The organism is Acidovorax sp. GW821-FHT10A04 (assembly GCF_059415825.1).
This window is the reverse complement of sequence record NZ_JBWKNZ010000002.1, coordinates 480,301-499,911: the sequence shown is the minus strand read 5'-3', so window position 1 is coordinate 499,911 and position 19,611 is coordinate 480,301. Positions and strand designations below refer to the sequence as shown.

Below are 19,611 nucleotides of genomic sequence, written 5' to 3'. Positions count from 1 at the left end.
CGCAGGTCAATGAAAGCCCCATGAAAAAGGCCCCGCTCGCCGAAGCGTGCGGGGCCTTGCCCTGGCGGCAGCCGTGGGGCTGCGTCAGCGTGCCAGCAGCTGGCGCGAGGCCGCGGGCGCGCGCAGCGCTGCAGGGCGCTGCGGCTGTGCCACCGGGCCGCCACCATGGCCGCCATGGCCCATCGACTCGGCGAGCTGGAACTGCTGCACCACCTCCGACAGGCGCGCCGCCTGTTCGCGCAGCGACTCGGCCGCCGCGGCGGACTCTTCCACCAGCGCCGCGTTCTGCTGCGTCATGCGGTCGATCTCGCCCACCGACTGGTTCACCTGGCCGATGCCGGCCGACTGCTCGGTGGCCGCCGCCGTGATCTCGCCGATGATGTCACCCACGCGCTGCACGCTGGCCACGATCTCCTTCATGGCCGTGCCCGCGTCTTCCACGTGGCGCACGCCGCCGTCCACGGCGGTCACGCTGTTGTGGATCAGGCCCTTGATGTCGCTGGCTGCTGCCGCCGAGCGCTGGGCCAGGCTGCGCACTTCCGACGCCACCACGGCAAAGCCACGGCCCTGCTCGCCCGCACGGGCGGCTTCCACGGCCGCATTCAGCGCCAGGATGTTGGTCTGGAAGGCGATGGAGTCGATCAGGCCGATGATGTCGCCGATCTTGCGGCTCGATGCCGAGATCTCCTGCATGCTGGCCACGGCCTGCTGCACCACCGAGCCACCGCGCGTGGCGGTGTTGGAGGCCGACGCCGCCAGCTGGTTGGCCATCTGCGAGGACGATGCCGTCTGCTGCACGGTGGAGGTCAGCTGCGACAGCGAGGCCACGGCCTCCTGCGCGTTGCTGGCCGTCTGCTCGGTGCGCTGCGACAGGTCCTGGTTGCCGGTGGCGATCTCCTGGCTGGCCGTGGCGATGTTGCCGCTGGCATCGCGCACCTGCGCCACCAGCGCGCCCAGGCCCTGCTGCATGTCGCCCAGCGCGCGCTGCAGGTCGGCCACCTCGTCCTTGCCGTCGGCCACGATGGGCTGCGACAGGTCGCCCCCGGCAATCGCCTGCGCCATGCGGCGCGCATCGGCCAGCGGGTTGCAGATGGAGATCATGTTCAACAGCGTCAGCGGCACCACCACCACCACGGTGATCAGCACGGCCAGCACGAACAGCCACTTGGTCTGGCTGGTCACCTTGCCCTGTTGTTCCACGGCCTGGGTCACGTCGGCGCGCAGCACCGTGTCGAGCTGCACCATGAGCTTGTCGGCCTGGTCGAACTCGGCCACGGCCTTGCCGCTCATGCGGTTGGCGATGGTGGCCGTGTCGTAGCCGCCGGCTTCGAGCTGGCGCGCCACATGCGCGAACTGCTCGCGGTAGCTGTCCAGGCGCTTGATGATGTCGCGCACCACCGGGTTGTTTGCGTCCTCAGGCCCTTCGAGCAGCTGGGCCGCGACCTTCTTGGCCTTGTCCTGGCTGGCCAGCCACTTGGCGTGTGCCGCCTTCACGACCTCGGGCTTCTCGTAGCCGATGATCATGTCCTTCTCGAGCTGGCGAATGGTGCCCATTTCGCCGCGCAGCTCGGCCATGTGGCCGACTTCGGCAAACGAGTGGGACATGAAGTCCTCGCTGAGCGCCGCAATGCGGAACATGCCCAGCATGCCGGCCCCTCCGAGCAGGCCCAGCAGCCCCAGCACCACGGCAATGGCGCCCAGCATTCGGAACCGAATGGTGAACTGCCGCATGAGCGCGAATAGATTCATGTCTGTCATCCTTCATTGGTGTGTGTGCCGGTGCCGGACTGCAAGGGATGCCCTGCCATGCAAGGCACCCTGCCCCCGTGTCCGCCCGACTGCAACAAAACGTTGCAGTTTGCCAGACATGTGTGACCATGCGCCATACGTGTTTATCACATGCGCCAGCGCTTGAGTAAGAGGGCATTCGCCATCACGCTCACCGAGCTGAGTGCCATCGCGGCGCCCGCCACCACCGGGCTCAGGTAGCCCAGGGCCGCGAGCGGGATGCCGGCCACGTTGTAGGCGAAGGCCCAGAACAGGTTCTGGCGGATCTTTTGCACCGTGCGGTGCGAAATGTCGAGCGCTGCCGCCACCAGCCGGGGGTCGCCGCGCATCAGCGTGATGCCTGCCGCATGCATGGCCACGTCCGTGCCGTTGCCCATGGCCATGCCCACGTCGGCGGCGGCCAGGGCCGGCGCATCGTTCACGCCGTCGCCCACCATGGCCACCACATGGCCTCCCTGTTGCAATGCGGCCACCCGCGCCGCCTTGTCGCCCGGCAGCACCTCGGCCATCACCTCGCCCGCTGCCGGATCGAGCCCCAGTCGGCGCGCCATCGCCTCGGCCGCGCCGCGGTTGTCGCCCGACACCATCACCGTGCGGATGCCGCGGGCCTTCAAGGCCGCCAGCGCCTCGCGCGCACCCGGCTTGGGCTCATCGCCAAACGCCAGCAGCGCGCGCAAGGCCAGGCCCTGGGCCGTGCGCTCGGCCATGGCCGAGACGGTGGCGCCTTCGGCCTGCAGGGCCTGGGCACGCGCGGCCAGGGGCCCCAGGTCGACCCCCAGCTCCTGCATCCAGCGCAGGCTGCCCACCAGGACGCTGGCGCCCTGCACCTCGCCCTCCGTGCCGCGCCCGGGCACGGCACGCACCGCACCGGGGGCCTGCACCGCCAACTGCCGCGCCTGGGCGGCCCGCACCACGGCGCGCGCCAGCGGGTGTTCGCTGCCGCTCTGCACCGCCGCGACCGCCGCCAGGGCCTCGCCCTCGTCCACGCCCGGCGCCACCTCGAAGGCCGTCACCCGGGGCTGCCCCACGGTCAGCGTGCCGGTCTTGTCGAAGGCCACCGTGTCCACCTGGTGCGCACGTTCCAGCGCCTGCGCGTCCTTGATCAAAATGCCATGCTTCGCGGCCACCCCCGTGCCCGCCATGATGGCGGCCGGCGTGGCCAGGCCCAGCGCGCAGGGGCAGGCGATCACCAGCACCGCCACCGCGTGGATCAGCGCCGCCTCCAGGCCCGCGCCGGCCCACAGCCAGCCCAGCAGGGTGGCCAGCGCAATCGCCAGCACCACCGGCACGAACACGGCCGAGACCTTGTCCACCAGCCGCTGCAGCGGCGCCTTGGCGGCCTGCGCGTCCTCCACCAGGCGGATGATGTGCGCCAGCACCGTCTCGGCACCCACGGCAGTCACCGCCATCACGATGCGGCCATCGCCGTTGATCGACCCGCCCGTGAGCGGCGCACCCACCTCGCGCGCCACGGGCAGGGGTTCGCCGGTCAGCATGGACTCGTCCACCTGCGTGTGGCCCTCGTGCACCGTGCCGTCCACGGGGATGCGCTCGCCCGGGCGCACCACCAGCCGGTCGCCCACCAGCACCTCGGCCACGGGCACGTCCACCTCACCGGCCTTGCCCAGCAGGTGCACCACGTCGGGCCGCAGCGCGTGCAGCGCGCGGATGGCGGTGGTGGTCTGGCGCTTGGCGCGTGCCTCCAGCCACTTGCCCAGCAGCACCAGCGTGACCACCACGGCCGAGGCCTCGAAGTACAGGTGCGGCGCATGGCCAGCATGCGCCGTGAGCCACAGCCACACCGACAGGCCCCAGCCCGCGCTGGTGCCCAGCGCCACCAGCAGGTCCATGTTGCCCGTCAGCGCCTTCAGCGCGTGCCAGCCCGCCCTGTAGAAGCGCGCCCCCAGGATGAACTGCACCGGCGTGGCCAGCGCGAACTGCAGCCACGCGGGCAGCATCCAGTCCTGCCCGAAGAGATCGCCCGCCATGGGCAGCACGAGCGGGGCCGACAGCGCAAGGCCCACGCCCACCGGCAGGAAGCCGGCCCAAGGCGAGAGATCCTCGGCCGCATCGGCCTCCTCTTTGGCCAGCGGCTCGTAGCCCGCATTGCGCACCGCGCGGCGCAACTGTGCCTCCAGCACCGCCGCATCAGCGCCCTCGGGCAGCGCCATGGCCACGCGCGCCGACTCGGTGGCCAGGTTCACGGCCGCGTCCTGCACCCCCGGCACCTTGCGCAGCGCGCGCTCCACACGGCCCACGCAGCTCGCGCAGGTCATGCCGCCGATGCCGAGGTCGAACTGCTGCTGTTGCGCTGCAGCAGAAGAGGAAGGAGAAAGGATCGTCGTGTTCATGGCCTGGAAGTTACAGCTTGCCATGGTGTCAAGGTCAAGCCCTTGCCGCAGATCAAGTCGGCGCCTTGTCCGATAGAGCCGCCGGGCGGCCGGTGGTCGAATTTTCTCCATGACAAGCCCCACACCCCCACGGGCGCGCACCGGCCAGGCCCCGAAGCCCCTGGACCGCGCCGAATTCCGCGAACGCTTTCTGCTCGACTTCCAGGACCCGCGCTTTGCCGACGAGGCCGGCGACGCCCTGGACCGCATCGAGGCCATCGCCTGGCGCAACTACGACGACAACCGCAAGGCGCCGCGCACGCGCAAGGCCGGGCCCGGCTATGCCGACCCGGACTACGACCTCTCGGTCGACTGGCTCGAGGCCAAGGAGCGCATCGACGCGGCGCGCCAGCGCTGGGCCGACCCGGCCAGCCCCTCGCGCGTGCTCCTGGTCTGCGGCTCGGCCCGCAACGACGGCACCTGCCCCGGCGAGATCTCCAAGAGCTGGCGCATGCTGAACATGGCGCGCGACGTGCTGGCCGCCGAACACATCGAGATCGACCTGCTCGACCTGAGCCGCGTCACCTCCGACTACGGGCGCCACATCCACCCCTGCAAGGGCTGCGTCTCCACCGCCATGCCGCTGTGCCACTTCCCGTGCAGCTGCTACCCCAACCACGCCACGCGCCAGACCGGCGACTGGATGAACGAGATCTACGAACGCTGGACCGCCGCGCACGGCGTGATGATCATCACCCCCGTGTACTGGTACCAGGCGCCCAGCCCGCTCAAGCTCATGATCGACCGCCTGGTCTGCGCCGACGGCGGCAACCCCGATCCCACCAGCACCCACGGCAAGAAGTCCGCCGAAGCCAAGGCGCTGGAGCTGGCCGGCTGGGGCTATCCCAAGCACCTGGAAGGCCGCACCTATGCCGTGGCCGTGCACGGCGACGTGGCCGGCATCGAGATGACGCGCCGCGGCCTGTCGGACTGGCTCGACTGGATGGGCTTCATCGACGCCGGCCAGGCCGCGCGGCTGGACCGCTACATCGGCTACTACGAAAGCTATGCCGAAAGCCACGAGGTGCTGGACCGCGACACCGCCATGCAGGCCGAGATCCGCGGTGCCGCCCAGGCCCTGGCGGTCGCCGTGGGCGAGCTGCGCGCAGGCCGGCTCTCGCGCCCCGATGCACACGTGAAGCGCGCCCGGCCCAAATAGGCCCGAAAAAGGCGGTTGGCACCAAGGTCTTGGCATGGCGCTTGACCTTGCCACCATGTGAAGGTTTACGCTCCCTGCCATCCCATCGATTTCGGCAAGGAGCCTTCCATGACAGCACCCGCCACCACCTCTTACGACTTCCAGGTCCAGGGCATGACCTGCGGCCACTGCGAGCGCGCCGTGACCCAGGCCGTGCAGGGCGTGGACCCCGACGCCACCGTGCGCATCGACCGCGCCAGCGGCAGCGTACATGTGGCGCACAGCAGCGCAGACCGCGCAACGCTGGCCGCGGCCATTGCCGAAGAAGGCTACGCCGTCGCAGCATGAGCAAGACCGACTGGCCCGTGCCCATCGGCGAGGCCGCGCGCCGCGCCGGGGTTTCGGCACGCATGGTGCGCCACTACGAATCCCTGGGCCTGGTGGCCGGCGTGGCGCGCACCGACAGCGGCTACCGCCAGTACACCGAGTCCGACGTGCACGGCCTGCGCTTCATCCGCCGCGCGCGCGACTTGGGCTTCTCCATGGACGAGATCGCCGGCCTGCTCGCCCTGTGGCAGGACCGCAGCCGCGCCAGCAGCCAGGTCAAGCGCATCGCCCAGGAGCACATCGCCGACCTGGGCGAACGCATCGCTGCCATGCAGGCCATGCAGCGCAGCCTGCAGACGCTGGTCTCGTGCTGCCATGGGGACGACCGGCCGGACTGCCCGATCCTCGATGACCTGGCGGGGGAGCCGGCGCCCCCCAGGCACTAGGCACTAGGCGCGCTTGCGCGCAGCGGGTGCGGCAGCCGCCTTGCGCACCCGCTTGGCAGGCGCCTTGGCCACCACGGCCCCATCGGTGCGCCGCAGCACCCCCTGGCAGAGGGTCTCGATGCACTGTTCGGCCACCTGCTCGGCCGTGTACTCGCCGCCAGGCTGGTACCAGCGGCCGATCCAGCTCAGCGCCCCGGCGATCACGAAGGCCGTCATCTTCGGGTCGCAGGGCTGCAGCGAGCCCTCCGCCACGCCCTCGGCCACCAGGCGGCGGAACTCCCGGTCGATGGCGGACTTGTGGCGGCGCAGCTCGGCACGGCTCTCGGGCGGCAGCTGCTCGTCACCCACGCGGATCAGGCACTTGCCGAAATCCATGGTGACGATGCGCGCATACACCTGCATGCAGGTCATGAGCTGGTCGATGGCCTTGCCGCCGGCCGCGCGCGAGGCGGCTATGCCCTCGAGCATCATTTCCAGGCCCTTGGTCACGCACTGCAGCAGGATCTCGTCCTTGTTCTTCACGTAGTAGTACAGCGTGGGCTTGGTCACGTTCAGCCGCGCGGCGATGTCGTCGAGCGAGGTGGCGTGAAAGCCGCGTTCGTTGAACAGCTGCGCGGCGGCCTGCAGCACGGCATTGCGCTTGGCCTCGCGCTGCTGTTCGCGGTGGGACGCGGGCGCCCAGGGCGACGCAGGCGGGCGCTCGGCACTGCGGGGGGGCGACACGGTGGGGCTGGGCATGGCAGGCGGGTTCCTCGGGAAAGTACGGATGCTGGTTTGGCGCGGGGCCTTCCAGAATCTACTCGCGAGTAAACAGTTTACGCACAAGTAGGAAATTTCTGCGGGTCCGCAGGCATTTTCTGGTCAGCACAAACCCGCATTAGAAAGCCAATGGAGACACACCCACCCGGCATTCCCCCCGCCAGCGCACCGCCCCTGCTGCAGGTCGATGGCGTCACGCTGGCCTTCGGCGGGGTCAAGGCGCTCACCGGCGTGGGCTTCGGCGTGCAGGCCGGCTCCATCACCGCCGTGATCGGGCCCAACGGTGCGGGCAAGACCTCGCTGTTCAACACCATCTCGGGCTTCTACCGCCCCGGCAGCGGCGCCATCCGCTTCAAGGGCCAGGACATCACGCGCGTGCCGGCACCGCAGCGCGCCCGGCTGGGGCTGGGGCGCAGCTTCCAGAACATCGCACTGTTCCGCGGCATGACGGTGCTCGACAACATCAAGCTCGGCCGCCATGCGCACCTGAAAACCAACGTGCTCGACGCACTGTTCTACCTCGGCCGCGCGCGCCGCGAAGAGGCCGCCCTGCGTGCCGACATCGAGGAGCGCATCATCGACTTCCTGGAGATCGACCACATCCGCCACGCGCCCGTCTCGGCCCTGCCCTACGGCCTGCAAAAGCGCGTGGAGATGGCCCGCGCCTTGGCCATGCAGCCCGAGGTGCTGATGCTCGACGAACCCGTGGCCGGCATGAACCGCGAGGAGACCGAGGACATGGCGCGCTTCATCCTCGACGTGCGCGCCGAATGGGGTGTCACCGTGCTCATGGTCGAGCACGACATGGGCATGGTGATGGACCTGTCGGACCACGTGGTGGTGCTCAACTTCGGCCAGGTCATCGCCCAGGGCACGCCAGCCGATGTGCAGGCCAACCCCGAGGTGGTCCGCGCCTACCTGGGCGCGGGCAACGTGGGCGACCTGCGCGCCCGGTTCCAGGCAGCAGCCGCCACACCGCGACAAGGGGCCAGCGCATGATGGACTGGGCCTACCTGTTCGAGATCAGCCTCACCGGCATTGCCGGCGGCGGCCTGTACGCGCTCGCGGCGCTGGCCTTCGTGATGGTCTACAAGGCCACGCGCGTGGTGAACATCGCCATCGGCGAGATGCTCATGGTCGGCGCCTACCTGTTCTTCACCTTTGCCGCCACCTTCGCGCTGCCGCTGTGGCTGGCCATCCCCGCGGCGGTGCTCGGCTCGGGCCTCCTGGGCGCGGTGATCGAGCGCACCATGATCCGCCCACTGCTGGGCGAGCCGCCGATCTCCGTCTTCATGGTCACCGTGGGCCTGGCCTCGGTGCTCGTGGGCCTGGTGGAGATGATCTGGACCGCCGACCAGCGCCGCCTGCCCGAATTCATGCCCACCAAGCCCATCATGATCGGCGAAGCCTTCCTTGCGCCCAAGGTGTTCTGGGGCGCCATGATCGCCGTGGCCTTCATCGCCGCCGTGCTGCTGGTGTTCCGCTTCTGGCGCGGCGGCGTGGCCCTGCGCGCCACGGCCAGCGACCAGGCGGCCGCCTACTCGGTGGGCATCAACGTGCCGCGCGTGTTCTCGCTGGCCTGGGTGGCCTCGGCCATGATCGCCGCGGTCTCCGGGATCATCGTCGGCTCCATCGGCGGCATCTCGTCGAGCATGGGCGTGTTCGGACTCTCGGTGCTGGTGGTGGTCATCGTGGGCGGACTCGACAGCGTGCTCGGCGCGCTCCTGGGCGGCCTGCTCATCGGCCTGGTCGAAGCATTGGCGGGCGCCTACCTGGGCGGCGAATACAAGCTCTTGGCCACCTTCATCGTGCTCGTGGCCGTGCTGCTGGTGCGGCCGTACGGCCTGTTCGGCACGCACGAAATCGAAAGACTCTGATGCGCATCGGAACCCTCAAGGAAAGCTACATCGCCGACGCGGCGCTGTTCGACTCGCGCACGCAGAAGGTCTGGCTCGCCGTGGCTGCTGCGTTGCTGCTGCTGTTCCCCTTCATGGCCAGCGACTACTGGCTCTACCTGGCCTGCCTGGTCAGCATCAACGTCGCCAGTGCCACGGGGCTCAACATCCTCACCGGCTACACCGGCCTCGTGAGCCTGGGGCAGGCCGCCTTCATGGGCCTGGGGGCCTACACCGTGGCCGTGCTGGAGACGCGCGTGGGCACGCCCTTCGTGCTCAACCTGCTGGCCGGCGGCTTCGTCGCCATGCTGGGCGGCATCGTCGTGGGCATCCCCTCGCTGCGCGTCAAGGGCCTGTACCTGGCCATCGCCACCATCGCCGCATCGTTCATTGCGCACTTCATCTTCGCCAACTGGAAGTTCACGGGCGGCACCGGCGGCCTGAGCGTGCCGCCGGCCAAACTCTTCGGCCTGCCGCTCGACACCTCGTTCCGCCTGTACTGGGTGATCGTGCCGGTCACCGTGCTCATGCTGCTGGGCACAGCCAACCTGTTTCGCACGCGCGTGGGCCGCGCCTTCATCGCCATCCGCGACCGCGACATCTCGGCCGAGGTGCTGGGCATCCCCCTGCTGCGCTACAAGCTGCTGTCGTTCGGACTGTCCTCGTTCTACGCGGGCGTGGCCGGCGGCCTGTGGGCGTACTTCTTTCGCGTGGTCACGCCCGAGAGCTTTCCGCTGCTCATGTCCATCTTCTTCCTGGCGGCCATCATCGTCGGCGGCATGGGCTCCATCCTGGGCGGCATCCTGGGCGCGGTGTTCATGACCATGGTGCCCGAGCTGCTCAAGCTGGTGGTCGCCCTGCTGCCCGGCGGCAACGAGCTCACGGTGTTTCTCTCGCCGGTGCGCACCGTGATCTTCGGCCTGCTGATCATCGGATTTCTGGTGTTCGAGCCACAGGGGCTCGCAGAAGTGTGGCGGCGCATTCGCCGCTTTTTCCATCTGTGGCCGTTCCGCAATTGAGAGAGCCGCCACAGCCCATAAAACCATGAAGGAGACAAGCACCATGCCCACCACCACCCACGCATCCCCCATGTCACAGCGCCGCCGCTCCCTGCTGCTCGCCGCGGGCGCCACGCTCGCCGCGCCGCTCACCGCCACCGCGCAGGCCAGCGGCGAAGACATCGTGATCGGCGGCTCCATCCCGCTCACCGGCGTGTTCGCGTTTGCGGGCGTGGGCATCAACGCCGGCATCGGCGACTACGTGAAGATGGTCAACGATGCGGGCGGCATCAAGGGCCGCAAGCTCAGGTACGTGCCCGAGGACACGGGCTACAAGGTCGACGTCTCGGTCGCCGCCTACAAGAAGATCACCAGCCAGAACAAGGTGAACCTCTACTACGGCGACTCCACGGGCTTTTCCAAGACCATCAACCCCGAGCTCGACCGTGCCGGCACCACCCTGATGGCCGGCGCCTCCTTCGCGTCCGAACTCAACGACCCCGCCAAGTACCCGAACCAGTTCCTCGTGGGGCCCGACTACACCGAGATGTTCGGCATCCTGCTCAAGCACATTGCCAAGGAGAAGCCCGGCGCCAAGGTGGCCTTCGTGTACTCGGACTCCGAGTTCGGCCGCGACCCCATCGACAAGAGCGAGGCCGCGGCCAAGGCGCTCGGCCTGTCGGTGCCCGTCAAGATCATGACGCCTGCGGGCAGCGTGGACGTCTCGGGCGAGGTCATCAAGCTGCGCCGCGCCGCGCCCGACTACACCATCTTCCACGGCTACATCCTGGCGCCCATCCCCGAGTTCATCACCCAGGGCAAACAGCAGGGCATGACCAGCAAGTGGATGGGCACCTTCTGGACCATGGACAGCTCCACCGTGATGAAGATGGGCGAGGCCGCCGACGGATTCATGGGTGTGATGCCCTACCGCTACTACTACGACACCGAGAAGGCGCCCATGCTGGAGAAGATCCGCGCGCTGCGCCCCGAGTACCAGAGCACGGCCTACATCCAGGGCTTTCTCGCCGCCATGCTGTTCACCGAATCGGCCAAGCGCTGCCTGGATGCGGGCAAGCCGCTCGACGGCAAGAACCTCAAGGCCGCGCTCAACAGCATCAAGGACTTCGACACCGGTGGCCTGATCGGCGTGCCGATCACCATCAGCGGCAACTCCATCCCCGTGGGGCGCGTGTACCGCGCGGACATGAAGGCGCAGAAGATGGTCGCCGCTTCCGACTGGATCAAGCTCTGACCTTGCCTGCCATGACCCCGCACGCCACGCCGGACCACGTCCTCGAAGTCAACAACATCGAGGTCATCTACAACAAGGTCGTGCAGGCCCTGCGCGGCCTGTCGCTGGCCGTGCCGCGCGGCCAGATCGTGGCATTGCTGGGCAGCAACGGCGCGGGCAAGTCCACCACGCTCAAGGCCATCTCGGGCCTGCTGGCGCTCGAAGACGGCACGGTGGAGTCGGGCAGCATCCGCTTCAACGGCCAGCCCACCGCGGGCCTGGCACCGCAGCAGCTGGTGCGCAGCGGCCTCTCGCACGTGATGGAGGGCCGCCGCGTGTTCGAGGACCTCACGGTCGAAGAGAACCTGGTGGCCGCCACCTATGCGCTCACGGGCCGCGCCGATGCGAAGCCCGACTTCGACAGCGTCTACAGCTACTTCCCGCGCCTGCACGAGCGCCGCAAGGGCCTGGCCGGGTATCTCTCGGGTGGCGAGCAGCAGATGCTGGCCATCGGCCGCGCGCTCATCGCCCAGCCCCAGCTGATCCTGCTCGACGAGCCTTCGCTGGGCCTGTCGCCCAAGCTGGTGGAAGACATCTTCACCATCATCGCGCGCATCAACGCCGAGCGCGGCACCTCCATGCTGCTGGTGGAGCAGAACGCCACCGTGGCCCTGGCCGTGGCCCACCAGGGCTACATCATGGAGAACGGCAAGATCGTGATCGACGGCTCGGCCGAGCGCCTGGCCAACGACCCCGACGTGCGCGAGTTCTACCTGGGCATGGGGGGTGGTGGCGAAGCCAAGAGCTTCAAGGACATCAAGCACTACAAGCGCCGCAAGAGATGGCTGTCATGACCCTCCCCGAACTCACCCTGCCCCAGATGCTGCGCGAGCGCGCGCGAGCCGAACCGGGCCGCGTGGCCATCCGGCAAAAAGACTTCGGCATCTGGAAGCCCTTCACCTGGGCCCGCTACCACGAGCGCGCCTGCCACTTCGGCCTGGGCCTGCGCGCGCTGGGCCTGCCGGCCGGCGGCCATGTGGGCGTGATCTCCGAGAACCGCACGGAGTGGGTGCTCGCGCAGATGGGCGCGGGCCTGGTCGGCGCGGTCACCGTGGGGGTCTACCCCACCAGCCCCAGCAACGAGGTGGCCTACGTGGTTGGCCATGCCGACATCGAGGTCATGGTCTGCGAAGACCAGGAGCAGACCGACAAGCTGCTCGCCGCCCTGCCCGATCTGCCGCGCCTGAAAAAGATCATCGTCATCGAGACCAAGGGCCTGCGCAGCTTCGCGCCCGAGGTGCGCGCGCTGATCGCCACCTTCGCCGAGGTCGAGGCACTGGGCGCCGCCTCGGGGTCGCAGGCGCTGGTGGACGAAGCGCTCGCCCGCCAGACGCTCGATGACCTGGGCCTGATGATCTACACCTCGGGCTCCACCGGCAAGCCCAAGGGCGCGATGATCAGCTACCGCAACATCCGCGGCGTGGTGCCCGGCATCGTCGATCGGCTACAGCTCGACGCGGCCACCACGCACCTGTCCTACCTGCCGCTGTGCCATGTGGCCGAGCAGATGCTCACCAGCTTCGTGCCGGTGTACATCGGTTCACAGGTGAACTTCGGCGAGTCCATCCGCACCGTGCAGGAAGACCTGCGCGAGGTGGCACCCACCATGTTCCTCGGCGTGCCGCGCATCTGGGAGAAGATGCACGCCGCCATCCACATCAAGCTGCAGGAGACCGGGGGCCTGCGCCGCCGGCTGTTCCACCGCGCCATGGCCGCCTGCCAGCCCCTGGCCGAGAAGCCGCGCAGCGCCTGGAGCCTGGGCGAGCGCATGGCCTTCGCCGCCAGCTACTGGCTGGTGCTGCGCGCGCTGCAGAACTTCATCGGCCTGCGCGAGGCGCGCGTGGCCCTCACCGGGGCCGCCCCCATCCCGCCCGACGTGGTGCGCTTCTTTCGCGTGCTCGGCCTGCCGCTGGTGGAGGTCTACGGCCTGACCGAATCCACCGGCATGGTCACGGGCCACCGGCTGGACCAGGTGGTGGTCGGAACCGTGGGTGTTCCCATCCTGGGCGTGGAGCACCGCATTGCCGACAACGGCGAGCTGCAGCTGCGCGGCGACATGGTGTTCGCGGGCTATTACAAGAACCCCGAGGCCACCGCCACCAGCATCGTCGACGGCTGGCTGCACACCGGCGACGTGGTGCGCGAGGAGCAGGGCCAGATCAAGATCGTGGACCGGCTCAAGGACATCATGATCACGGCCGGCGGCAAGAACCTCACGCCCTCGGAGATCGAGAACACCATGAAGGGCAGCCCCTTCATCAAGGAATGCATCATCGTCGCCGAGGGCCGCAAGTTCGTCGGTGCGCTGGTGATGATCGACTACGAGACCGTGGGCAAGTGGGCCGAGGCCCGGCGCCTGGCGTTCACGCATTTCCGTTCGCTGGTGGAGGCACCCGAGGTGCGCGAGCTCATCGACACCGAGATCCGCCGTGGCAACGAGCGCCTGGCCCAGGTATCGCAGATCCGCCAGTTCCACCTGCTCACCAAGGAGCTGGACCACGACGACGGCGAAGTCACCGCCACCATGAAGGTGCGCCGCTCCAGCATCTACAAGACCTACGCCGCCGAGATCGAAGCGCTCTACCGCTGAGGAACCCCTGCCATGACCGACGCCACCGAGGCCGCGCCTCCTGCCCTGCTGCACGAGCGCCAGGGCGCCATCGCCACGCTGTGCTTCAACCGGCCTGCCGCGCTCAATGCCGTCGACGTGCCCATGGCGCAGGCCTTTCTCGCGGCCGTGCAGGCCATCGCGCAGGACCCCGGCGTGCGCGTGGTGGTGCTGCGTGGCGCCGGCAAGGGCTTCATGGCGGGCGGCGACCTGGCCACCCTGCGCGCCAACCCGGTGCAGGGCGCCATGGACCTGCTCGAACCACTGCACGCCGGTCTGGCCCTGCTGGCGCAGATCGATGCGCCCGTGATCGCCCAGGTGCATGGCGCGGCCGCGGGTGCCGGCCTGTCCATGCTGCTGCAGGCCGACTATGTGCTGATGGCCGAGGGCACGCGCCTGAACCTGGCCTACATCAACCTGGGCACCAGTTGCGACGTGGGTGCCTCCTGGGCGCTGCCGCGCATGGTGGGCCTGCGCAACGCGCTGGAGATCGCGCTGCTCGGCGAGGCCTTCACGGCCGAGGATGCACTGCGCCTGGGCCTCGTGAACCGCGTGGTCCCCGCAGCCGAACTCGATGCCGCCACCGCGGCCCTGGCCCAGCGCCTGGCCGCCGGCCCCACCGTGGCCTACGGCGCGATGAAGCGCCTCATGCGCGAATCGCTCACGCGCAGCCAGCCCGAACAGCTGGCTGCCGAGCAGCAGGCCTTCGCCCACTGCGCCGCCACCGAAGACTTCCGCGAGGGCATAGCCGCCTTCTACGCACGCCGGCCCGCCCAGTTCAGCGGGCGCTGATTCTTCCCTTCCTTCTCCAGAAAATTCCCCATGAGCAGCCTGCAAGACGTCTATGTGATCTCCACCGCCCGCACCGCCATCGGCACCTTCGGCGGCAGCCTCAAGGACGTGCCCAACACCGAGCTGGCCACCACCGCCGTGAAGGCCGCCATCGCGCGCAGCGGCCTGCCGGCCGATGCCATCGGCCATGTGGTGATGGGCAACGTGATTCCCACCGACACCAAGGACGCCTACCTCGCGCGCGTGGCCGCCATCGACGCCGGCTGCCCCATCGAGACACCGGCCTTCAACGTCAACCGCCTGTGCGGCTCGGGGCTGCAGGCCATCATCTCGGCGGCCCAGGCCATCGGCTACGGGGATTGCGACATCGCCATCGGCGGCGGCAGCGAATCCATGAGCCGCGGCCCCTACTTCGACACCGCCGCGCGCTACGGTGCGCGCATGGGCGACGCCAAGAGCATCGACTACATGCTGGGCATCCTGCACGACCCGTGGCAGAAGATGCACATGGGCATCACCGCCGAGAACGTGGCCGAGCGCTACCGCATCGGCCGGGAAGCGCAGGACCAGCTCGCCGTGCAGAGCCAGCAGCGCGCGGCCCACGCCATCGCGGCGGGCTACTTCCGCGAGCAGATCGTGCCGGTGGAGATCACCACGCGCAAGGGCACGGTGGTCTTCGACACCGACGAGCATGTGCGCGGCAGCACCACGCTCGCGGTGCTGGCCGGCATGAAGCCCGCGTTCAAGAAGGACGGCCTGGTCACCGCCGGCAATGCCTCGGGCATCAACGACGGCGCCGCCGCCGTAGTGCTGGCCTCGGGTGCACGCGCCTCGGCCCTGGGCCTCACACCCCTGGCCCGCCTGGTTGGCTACGCCCATGCAGGCGTGGAGCCGGCCTACATGGGCATCGGCCCCGTACCGGCGACGCGCAAGGTCATGCAGCGCACCGGCCTCAGCGTGCAGGACATGGACGTGATCGAGGCCAACGAGGCCTTCGCCGCCCAGGCCTGCGCGGTGATCCAGGAGCTGGGCCTGGACCCCGCCCGGGTCAACCACAACGGCTCGGGCATCTCGCTTGGCCACCCCGTGGGTGCCACCGGCGCCATCATCACCACCAAGGCCATCGCCGAGCTGCACCGCACGGGCGGGCGCTATGCGCTGGTGACCATGTGCATCGGCGGCGGCCAGGGGATTGCGGCGATCTTCGAACGGGTGTGATCCGCGCAAGCGCCTGCTGCCGGGCGCATTGCTGAACACAGCGCAGCAATGCATGGCCATTGGTCATCAATCGGCGCCGCCATGTTTCTACGCTGGAGGACTTCTTCCTCCTTGCTGGACAACATCCCGTGCTGCGTTTCTCCGCCTTGTCTTCTCCCGCCCCGTGGGGTGCTCCATGACCTGGGTCGCCCTGGGTCTCTTCGCCGGCCTGGTACTGGGCACCTACGACTTTCTCACCAAGCTCGCGCTGCGCGACAGGGGTGTGCTCGAGGTGGTGCTGCTGACCTCGGTGCTGGGTGCGCTGCTGTGGCTGCCATTGCTGCTGGTGCCGCCTGCGGCGTCGCCCGCGCTGCAGCCCTGGGGCCTGTACCCCGCTCCCCTGGGCTGGCGCGAACAGGCGCTGGTGCTGCCCAAGTCGCTGATGATGGTGGCCACCTGGGTGCTGTCGTACTACGCGGTCAAGGCACTGCCGCTGTCGATCTCGGCCGGCGTGCGCGCGTCGGGCCCGCTGTGGACGGCGGCCGGTGCCATCGTGCTGCTGGGCGAGCAACTCACCTGGTGGCAGTGGCTGGGCCTGGCGGTGTCCATGCTGTCCTACGCCCTGTTCTCGCGCATCGGCGGCAAGGAAGGGATCCGCTTCCACCGCGACGGCTGGGTGCTGTGCATGCTGGCCGCCACGCTGCTGTCCTCGGCCAACGCGCTGTACGACAAGCACATCCTCGCCGGGCTGCGGCTGGACCTGGCGGCCGTCCAGGCCTGGTCGGCGCTGCAGCGCAGCCTGATCGCGCTGGCCCTGCTGCCCTGGGTGTGGCCGCGCCTCTCGCTGCGCGGCCTGTTCACACGGCATTGGGCCGTGCCTGCGATCGCACTGGCCTATGTGGCGGCAGAGTACCTCTACCTCGCAGCCGTGCAGACCGAGGGGGCGATGATTTCGGTGATCTCCGTGCTGCGCCGCACCAACCTGGTCATGGTCTTCGGGCTCGGGGCCCTGTTCCTGCGCGAGCGCTTCATCGCCCAGAAGTCGCTGGCCATCGCCGGCGTGCTGGCCGGCATCGTGCTCACGCTCTGGAACTGATGCGCTCCGGGGGCGCCAGGCTTCGGATCCACGCCATCACCTGCTGCCCCTGCGGCGTGATGGCCATGCGCTCCGACGCCAGCAGGTAGTACGACTGCTCCGCGGGCAGGGCCACATCGCCCAGGCGCACCAGCGCGCCGCTGGCCAGCAGATCCAGCACCAGCGAGCGCCGGCCCAGCGCAATGCCCTGCAGGCCCAGCGCCGCATCGAGCACGAAGCCCGTGTCCGTGAACGCCATTCCCTGCTGGCGCGCTGCGGCCACCCGGATGCCGGCCTTGTCCAGCCAGGGCTGCCAGGGTTGGCGCGTGTGCGAGAGCAGCACCGCCTTGCGGAACGCGGCCGTGCCAGCCGGCACGCCCAGGCGCTCCAGGTAGGCCGGCGCCGCTACCGGGAACCACTCATCGTCCATGAGCTTTTCGCAGTGGTGGGCCACCGGGCGGGTGCGCGCAAAGCGCACGGCAATGTCGGCATCGCCCCGCTCCAGGTCCACCGTGTCGATGGAGGGGTGGATCTCCACGCCCCACGCCGGCGGCTGCGCGCCCAGGCGTGACAGGGCCGGCACCAGGCGCCAGCGGGCGAACGAGGGCAAGGCGCTGATGCGCACCACGGGCAACTGGCCCGCATCGCCCGCGCCGAAGATCTGCTGCAAGCGCAGCAGCGGCTCCTTGAGTTGCTGGTGCAGGTGCGCGCCCTCGGCCGTGAGCGCCACGGCGCGCGTGCTGCGCACGAACAGCGGCCGCGAGAGCAGCCGCTCGAGCTCGCGGATGCGGTGGCTCACCGTGCTGTGCGACAGGTGCAGCTCCTCGGCCGCCTTGCTGAAGCTGCACAGCCGCGCCACCGCATCGAAGGCCAGCACCAGGTGGATGGGCGGAATGGCTTTCATCGACCGCAGGGAATGTCCATGCCCGTCAGCGCCGCGCCCGTCCCGCTCAGAACGGCGCCGAATCCGGGTCGGTGTCCGCCGGTGCTGTCGCCGGCCCGGTTATGGCCCGCCCGGCCACGTCCTTGCCGCGCGGCGCCACGGGCGCAGCGGCGGCCAGGCCCGGGCCCGAGGGGCCGCTGCTGGCAGGAATGGCCTGCGCAACAGCGCTGGCCCCGATGCCGTCGGACTCGCCGCCCAGCGCCTCGATGAGGTCGGGGATCAGCTTGGACAGCTCGCCCGTGGCGATCGCCACGTCGGTGTCGAAGCCGCCGTCATCGGCCTTGGTGCCTTCGAACACGGTGTCCAGGAAGGACACCTTCTTGATCTGCAGGCCCTCGGTCAGCATCAGCGAGACGCGGTCGTCCCAGGTCAGCGCCAGCTTGGTCGGCAGCTTGCCGGCGGCGATGTGGGCCTGCACCTCCTCGATGTCCAGGGGGTGGCGCGAATAGCGCACCACGGCCTTGGCCTCGTCGGCGCTCTTGAGCTCGCATTCGCGGTCCACGGTGAAGCCCACGGGCGGCTCCTGCGTGCTCAGCCAGTGCGACATGGCCGCCTGCGGGCTGGTCTCGGTGTACAGCAGCGAGACCGACAGGCCCGGCAGGTATTCGACCAGCAGCGACACCACTTCGTCGGCCCGGCCCTGGCTGGAGGTGTCGAACACGATGGTGCGTGCTTCCCTGTCGATCCACACCCACATCGAACCCTGCTTGGTGAAGGCCATGGGCAGCAGGTCGAGCTTGGCCTCTTCCTTGAGCTCCTTGCTTTCCTTCTTGCCCGGCTTGCGCCCGGTTTCCTTCTCGATGCGCTCGGCCTTTTCCTTCACGCGGCGGTTGAGCACCGAGCCGGGCAGCACCTTGGACTCGACCATGAAGCGCAGGATCCACTGCCCCCCCACCGATTCGACCATGGCGCCATGCTCATCACCGCGCGGTGGCACCCAGCCCAGCGACTTTTCCTGCGTCGCGCCGCACTCCATGAAGGGGGCCTTGGCCAGCGCCTCTTCCACCTGCGTCAATTCCACCTGCCATTGCGGAGCAATGCGGTACACGATCATGTTCTTGAACACGAAAAACCCTCTGGTTACCGGACGAAGCTGTCCACCGGTGCCATGCACGCCTGCGGCGCTGGCACGCAACCCTCCATTGTCGGTGGTCGGCGCCCCTTGCGTACCGGGCCGGGGTGCAAGACAGGGAAAATTCCGGCCTCTGCTCCGCTTTTGATAGCTGCAGCGCCCCACGGGCAAAGACGATCTTCTTGTCACAACTTTACACTGGGACAAACAACGTGCATGCGGGCGATACATGGCGGGCAGACACTGCAGTCAACCGCTGGAACCACCGTTCCGGGGCCCTTCCTCCCTCTGAAAGGATTCTCGCCATGGCCTTCCTGTCCCGCCACACCCTCGCCGCCGCCGTCCTCGCCGCCCTGGCCCTGCCGGTGCTGGCCCAGCCCACCCCCACCAACCCGCCCGCCGTGGGTGCGGCTGCCGCCCCCGATGCCCGCAAGGGCCCGGGCGAACACCGCGAGCGCCACCAGGCCCACAAGGCCCAGCGCGCCGCCGCACTCAAGGAGCAGCTCAAGCTGACCCCCAACCAGGAGCCGGCCTGGAACAGCTTCACCGCCTCCCTGCAACAGGGCGAAGGCCATGCCCGCCTGGACCGCAAGGAGCTGGACAAGCTCACCACCCCCGAACGCATCGACCGCATGCGGGCCCTGCGCGCCCAGCACGCCGCCGAGGCCGACCGCCGCGGCGAAGCCACCAAGGCCTTCTATGCCGTGCTGACGCCCGAGCAGCAAAAGACCTTCGATGCCCGCGCCCACCGCATGGGCCCGCACGGCGGCCCTGGCCATGGCAAGCATGGCCCCCATGGCCACCGCGGTCACGGCGACAAGCCCGCCGGTGCCACAGCAGCGCCAGCACCGCAGAAGTAAGCAGGCGCCAGGCGCACACCTAAAGGGGC

The 19,611-nt window shown here is 69.1% G+C and carries 18 protein-coding genes; 13 read left to right on the top strand and 5 right to left on the bottom strand.

Going from position 1 to position 19,611, the window contains the following annotated elements; genetic code table 11:
- Window positions 1–84: 84 nt before the first annotated feature.
- Both AC07PF_RS06670 and AC07PF_RS06665 read right to left on the bottom strand, forming a co-directional pair.
- Window positions 85–1,749: a methyl-accepting chemotaxis protein gene (locus AC07PF_RS06670; RefSeq protein ID WP_494611265.1), complete on the bottom strand. Its 1,665-nt coding sequence runs from the start codon at window positions 1,747–1,749 to the stop codon at window positions 85–87.
- Between the two features lie 146 nt (window positions 1,750–1,895).
- Window positions 1,896–4,139, bottom strand: a complete 2,244-nt coding sequence (locus tag AC07PF_RS06665; protein ID WP_494611264.1) for a heavy metal translocating P-type ATPase — start codon at window positions 4,137–4,139, stop codon at window positions 1,896–1,898.
- 109 nt (window positions 4,140–4,248) lie between these two features.
- Between AC07PF_RS06665 and AC07PF_RS06660 the strand changes: the two genes are divergently transcribed.
- The 3 genes from AC07PF_RS06660 (at window position 4,249) to cueR (ending at window position 6,089) form a co-directional block, all read left to right on the top strand.
- A complete protein-coding gene (locus AC07PF_RS06660) occupies window positions 4,249–5,337 on the top strand; it encodes a flavodoxin family protein (RefSeq protein ID WP_494611263.1) in 1,089 nt (362 codons plus the stop codon).
- Between the two features lie 108 nt (window positions 5,338–5,445).
- Window positions 5,446–5,664, top strand: coding sequence for a heavy-metal-associated domain-containing protein (locus tag AC07PF_RS06655; RefSeq protein WP_494611262.1), 219 nt, complete (start codon window positions 5,446–5,448; stop codon window positions 5,662–5,664).
- Window positions 5,661–6,089 carry a Cu(I)-responsive transcriptional regulator gene (cueR, locus tag AC07PF_RS06650; protein WP_108016401.1) on the top strand — a complete coding sequence of 143 codons (429 nt, stop codon included), beginning with the start codon at window positions 5,661–5,663 and terminating at the stop codon, window positions 6,087–6,089. Before AC07PF_RS06655 ends, cueR begins: the two co-directional genes overlap by 4 nt.
- 3 nt (window positions 6,090–6,092) lie before the next feature.
- Here cueR and AC07PF_RS06645 read toward each other — a convergent pair whose 3' ends face one another.
- The gene (locus AC07PF_RS06645) at window positions 6,093–6,827 is read right to left on the bottom strand and encodes a TetR/AcrR family transcriptional regulator (RefSeq protein WP_007861535.1); all 735 of its coding nucleotides are present in this window, start codon (window positions 6,825–6,827) and stop codon (window positions 6,093–6,095) included.
- A 150-nt stretch (window positions 6,828–6,977) separates the two neighbouring features.
- Between AC07PF_RS06645 and AC07PF_RS06640 the strand changes: the two genes are divergently transcribed.
- The 9 genes from AC07PF_RS06640 (at window position 6,978) to AC07PF_RS06600 (ending at window position 16,728) form a co-directional block, all read left to right on the top strand.
- Window positions 6,978–7,847 (top strand): ABC transporter ATP-binding protein, encoded by an 870-nt coding sequence (locus AC07PF_RS06640; RefSeq protein ID WP_494611261.1) that lies wholly within the window; start codon window positions 6,978–6,980, stop codon window positions 7,845–7,847.
- Entirely contained in the window at window positions 7,844–8,725 is an 882-nt protein-coding gene (locus AC07PF_RS06635) for a branched-chain amino acid ABC transporter permease (RefSeq protein ID WP_494611260.1), read from the top strand. The genes AC07PF_RS06640 and AC07PF_RS06635 overlap by 4 nt, the downstream gene beginning before the upstream one ends.
- Window positions 8,725–9,762, top strand: a complete 1,038-nt coding sequence (locus tag AC07PF_RS06630; protein ID WP_494611259.1) for a branched-chain amino acid ABC transporter permease — start codon at window positions 8,725–8,727, stop codon at window positions 9,760–9,762. Before AC07PF_RS06635 ends, AC07PF_RS06630 begins: the two co-directional genes overlap by 1 nt.
- A 43-nt stretch (window positions 9,763–9,805) precedes the next feature.
- Window positions 9,806–10,996: an ABC transporter substrate-binding protein gene (locus AC07PF_RS06625; protein ID WP_007861539.1), complete on the top strand. Its 1,191-nt coding sequence runs from the start codon at window positions 9,806–9,808 to the stop codon at window positions 10,994–10,996.
- A gap of 11 nt (window positions 10,997–11,007) precedes the next feature.
- Window positions 11,008–11,829 (top strand): ABC transporter ATP-binding protein, encoded by an 822-nt coding sequence (locus AC07PF_RS06620; RefSeq protein WP_494611258.1) that lies wholly within the window; start codon window positions 11,008–11,010, stop codon window positions 11,827–11,829.
- Window positions 11,826–13,625: an AMP-dependent synthetase/ligase gene (locus tag AC07PF_RS06615; RefSeq protein ID WP_494611257.1), complete on the top strand. Its 1,800-nt coding sequence runs from the start codon at window positions 11,826–11,828 to the stop codon at window positions 13,623–13,625. Before AC07PF_RS06620 ends, AC07PF_RS06615 begins: the two co-directional genes overlap by 4 nt.
- 12 nt (window positions 13,626–13,637) lie before the next feature.
- Entirely contained in the window at window positions 13,638–14,435 is a 798-nt protein-coding gene (locus AC07PF_RS06610) for an enoyl-CoA hydratase/isomerase family protein (RefSeq protein WP_494611256.1), read from the top strand.
- A gap of 30 nt (window positions 14,436–14,465) precedes the next feature.
- Entirely contained in the window at window positions 14,466–15,653 is a 1,188-nt protein-coding gene (locus AC07PF_RS06605; RefSeq protein WP_494611255.1) for an acetyl-CoA C-acyltransferase family protein, read from the top strand.
- Window positions 15,654–15,828: 175 nt separating this feature from the next.
- Window positions 15,829–16,728 carry a DMT family transporter gene (locus AC07PF_RS06600; RefSeq protein WP_007861544.1) on the top strand — a complete coding sequence of 300 codons (900 nt, stop codon included), beginning with the start codon at window positions 15,829–15,831 and terminating at the stop codon, window positions 16,726–16,728.
- Here AC07PF_RS06600 and AC07PF_RS06595 read toward each other — a convergent pair.
- On the bottom strand, window positions 16,712–17,611 hold the full coding sequence (locus tag AC07PF_RS06595) for a LysR substrate-binding domain-containing protein (RefSeq protein WP_494611254.1): 900 nt from the start codon (window positions 17,609–17,611) through the stop codon (window positions 16,712–16,714). The genes AC07PF_RS06600 and AC07PF_RS06595 overlap by 17 nt on opposite strands.
- A 46-nt stretch (window positions 17,612–17,657) precedes the next feature.
- Complete coding sequence (locus AC07PF_RS06590) at window positions 17,658–18,716, bottom strand: recombination-associated protein RdgC (RefSeq protein ID WP_145694142.1); 1,059 nt, start codon at window positions 18,714–18,716, stop codon at window positions 17,658–17,660.
- Between the two features lie 311 nt (window positions 18,717–19,027).
- On the opposite strand from AC07PF_RS06590, the gene AC07PF_RS06585 reads away from it, so the two are divergent.
- Window positions 19,028–19,582 (top strand): Spy/CpxP family protein refolding chaperone, encoded by a 555-nt coding sequence (locus AC07PF_RS06585; RefSeq protein ID WP_007861547.1) that lies wholly within the window; start codon window positions 19,028–19,030, stop codon window positions 19,580–19,582.
- Window positions 19,583–19,611 lie beyond the last annotated feature (29 nt).